Here is a 3,667-nt window from a genome sequence, read left to right on the forward strand (position 1 = left end):
GTTTTGGGTCGGTGGTGGTGACGGATCACCGGATGGTGGTGGGGGTTCCGGAGGGGTGGTCGTTTGAGCGGGCGGCGTCGGTGCCGACGGTGTTTTTGACGGCTTGGTATGGGTTGGCGGATCTGGCGGGGCTTCGTGCTGGGGAGTCGGTGTTGGTGCATGCGGCGGCGGGTGGGGTGGGTTTGGCGGCGATGCAGTTGGCGCGGTATTGGGGTGTGGAGGTGTTTGCGACGGCGAGTGAGGCGAAGTGGGGGGTGGTCCGGGCTGCGGGTGTGTCGCGGGAGCGGATCGCGTCCTCGCGGGATGTGGGGTTCGCGCGGGCGTTTTTGGAGGCGACCGGGGGTCGGGGTGTGGATGTGGTCCTCAACAGCCTGGCCGGGGAGTTCGTCGACGCCTCTTTGGAGTGTCTGGCTGGTGGTGGCCGGTTCATCGAGATGGGCAAGACCGACATCCGCGACGCCATGGAGATAGCCGCCGCACACGAAGGAACGACCTACCAGGCATTCGATTTGCGGGAGGCGGGGCCTGAGCGCATTCAGCAGATGTTGAGTGAAGTGGTGCGGTTGATGGAGGCGGGGGTTCTTGAGCCGTTGCCGGTGCGGGTGTGGGATGTGCGGGAGGCCCGGGAGGCTTTCCGGTTCATGAGCCAGGCCCGGCACGTCGGCAAACTTGTTCTGACGATGCCGCCGCGGCTCGACCCCGCGGGCACGGTCCTGGTCACGGGCGGGACCGGCACGCTGGGCGCGATCGCCGCCCGGCACATGGTCGCAACCCACGGCATCAGCAGCATCGTGCTGGCCTCCCGCCGGGGGGAGAACGCACCGGGCGCGCACGAGCTGCGAGCAGAACTGGAGGAACTCGGAGCCCGGGTTGCGGTCGTGGCCTGTGACATCGCCGAGCCGGCCGGGGTGGAACAGGCGCTCGCGGCGGTGCCAACAGAACATCCCCTGACGGGGGTGATTCACACCGCCGGGGCATCGGATGACGGTCTGGTCGAGGATTTGACGCCGGAGCGGGTGCGGGGGGTGCTGCGGGCCAAGGTCGATGGCGCCTGGCACCTGCACCTGGCCACCCGGCACATGCCGGACCTGGCCATGTTCGCGATGTATTCATCCGCGGCCGGGATTCTGGGGAGTCCTGGGCAGGCGAACTACGCGGCGGCCAACACCTTCCTCGACGCGCTGGCGGCGCATCGCCACGCCGCTGGGCTGCCCGCGGTGTCGATCGCGTGGGGATTGTGGGAGGACGACAGCGCGTTGACCGGGCGGATGGCCGCGGCCGACCGCGCCCGCGTGGCACGCCGCGGCTTCGACCCCATGCCCGCCCCGCTCGCCGTTCAGCTCCTCGACCTGGCTGTGCAGGCCGGTCGGCCGGTCGTGATGGCCGCGACCGTGAACGCCACCCAGTTGCGTGCCGCGGCCACCACCGAGGCAGACATCCAAGCGCTGCCCAGCCCCCTGCGCAGCCTGCTGCCGGCCACCCCCTCCCGGACCAACCGCCGCCACGCCCACCACCACGACCAGCGCGAAGCCGACTCCCTCCGCACCCGCCTGGCCGGCCTCACCGAAGACCAGCAACTCGACACCCTCCTCGACCTGGTCCGTTCACATGTGGCCTTCGTGCTCGGGCACAAAAATCCGACGAGCATCGACGCTCATCGCGGATTCCTGGAGCTTGGTTTCGATTCCCTGACGGCAGTAGAACTGCGGAACCGCTTGAACGCCGTCACCGAACTGCGCCTGACGGCCGGATTGGTGTTCGACTATCCGACGGTGCATGCTCTCGCCGGAGCCTTGCATGCACAATTGCGGCCAAGCAGTGAGAGTGCGCCTCCGCCGATCATCGGTGAACTGGATCGGCTGGAGAGAATGCTGGGCTCGATGGATTCGAACCATGAGTCACGTAGCAGAGTGACCGAGCGTTTGCAGACATTGCTCTGGAAGCTCAATCAATCCGAAGACGCGGCGAATGACGAGCCTGAAGAGGTCGATCTGGGTGTGGTCTCGGACGATGAAATCTTCAACCTGATCGACAAAGAGTTCGGCCTCGACTGACACTCGGATTCCCGATTGATTCGTGACGCTCGTTCTGGAGGCGGCGCCAGGTGGTTAGCAACGAAGAGAAGCTTCGCGATTACCTCAACCGGGTAACGGGCAACCTCCGGGAGGTACGCCAGCAGCTCAAGGAGATGGACACCAAGAGTTGGGAGCCCATCGCCATCGTCGGCATGGGCTGCCGCCTTCCTGGCGGGATTGATTCGCCGGAGGCGCTGTGGCAGGTCGTGGCCGACGGGTGTGACGTCATCACGGAGTTTCCCGAGGATCGTGGGTGGGACACCGAGGGGATATTCAATCCCGATCCTGACGTCGAAGGTACGACCTATACGCGGCGTGGTGGGTTCCTTCGGGACGCGACCATGTTCGACGCGGAGCTTTTCAGGATCTCACCGCGTGAGGCGGTGGCGATGGATCCGCAGCAGCGGCTGTTGCTGGAGACGGCCTGGGAGACGTTCGAGCGGGCAGACATCGTCTCGACAACAATGAGAGGCAGCAACACCGGAGTCTTCGTCGGGTCGGGGAATCCCGGATACATCTCGGGCGCCACGAAACTGCCGCAAGGCGTTGAGGGGTATTCGCTCACCGGAAACCTGACCAGTGTGGTGTCGGGTCGTATCGCCTATACCTTCGGCTTGGAGGGGCCGGCGGTCACGGTGGACACGGCCTGTTCGTCGTCGTTGGTGGCGCTGCACCTGGCGGTGCAGGCGTTGCGCAACGGCGAATGCTCAATGGCTCTGGTCGGCGGTGTGACTGTACTTCCCGATCCATGGACCTTCATCGAGTTCAGCCGCCAGCGAGCGCTGGCTGAAGACGGGCGTTGCAAGGCGTTCTCGGCCTCCGCCGACGGATTCGGACCGGCCGAAGGCGTGGGCATGCTGCTGGTGGAGCGGCTGTCGGATGCCCGGCGGAACGGTCACGAGGTGCTCGCGGTGGTGCGCGGGTCGGCGGTGAATCAGGACGGCGCGAGTAGCGGCTTGAGCGCCCCGAATGGTCCGTCGCAGCAGCGGGTGATCCGGCAGGCGCTGGCGAACGGGCGGCTCGCGGCGGCGGACGTCGACGTGGTGGAGGCGCACGGCACGGGGACGTCGCTGGGTGATCCGATCGAAGCCGATGCCCTCCTCGCGACCTACGGCGAGGGGCGCGACGCCGAGTGGCCGCTGTGGTTGGGGTCCATCAAGTCGAACATCGGGCATGCGCAGGCGGCCGCGGGTGTGGCGGGCGTGATCAAGATGGTGATGGCGATGCGCCATGGACTGCTGCCCAGGACCCTGCACGTCGAGGAGCCGTCAGAACATATCGACTGGTCGTCGGGAGCGTTGCGGCTTCTGACGGATTCGGTGAAGTGGGAGCGGAACGAGCACCCGCGCCGGGCCGGCGTCTCCGGCTTCGGCATCAGCGGGACGAACGCGCATGTGATCGTGGAGGAGGCCCCGGAGCAGGAGGCCGGTGCGGTGGAGGTGGCGGAGGATCCGGCGCCGGGTGGTGTGGTGCCGTTGGTGGTGTCGGGGCGTTCGGGTGGGGCGCTGGTCGGGCAGGCGGGGCGGGTGCGGGGGGTCCTGGGGGCCGACGGGGGGGTCGGGGCTGTGTCTTATACAAATTTCCGAGCCCCC

At 67.1% G+C, this 3,667-nt stretch carries 2 protein-coding genes; both read left to right on the forward strand.

Going from position 1 to position 3,667, the window contains the following annotated elements; all coding sequences use genetic code 11:
• Positions 1-2,054 (forward strand): type I polyketide synthase (locus tag ADY01_RS34005; protein ID WP_049580629.1); only part of this gene is annotated, 2,054 nt, incomplete at its 5' end.
• A gap of 50 nt (positions 2,055-2,104) precedes the next feature.
• Positions 2,105-3,667 (forward strand): type I polyketide synthase (locus ADY01_RS34010; RefSeq protein WP_049580630.1); only part of this gene is annotated, 1,563 nt, incomplete at its 3' end.

The sequence above is a fragment of the Streptomyces sp. SBT349 genome (genome assembly GCF_001083795.1).
Classification (GTDB): Bacteria; Actinomycetota; Actinomycetes; order Streptomycetales; family Streptomycetaceae; genus Streptomyces.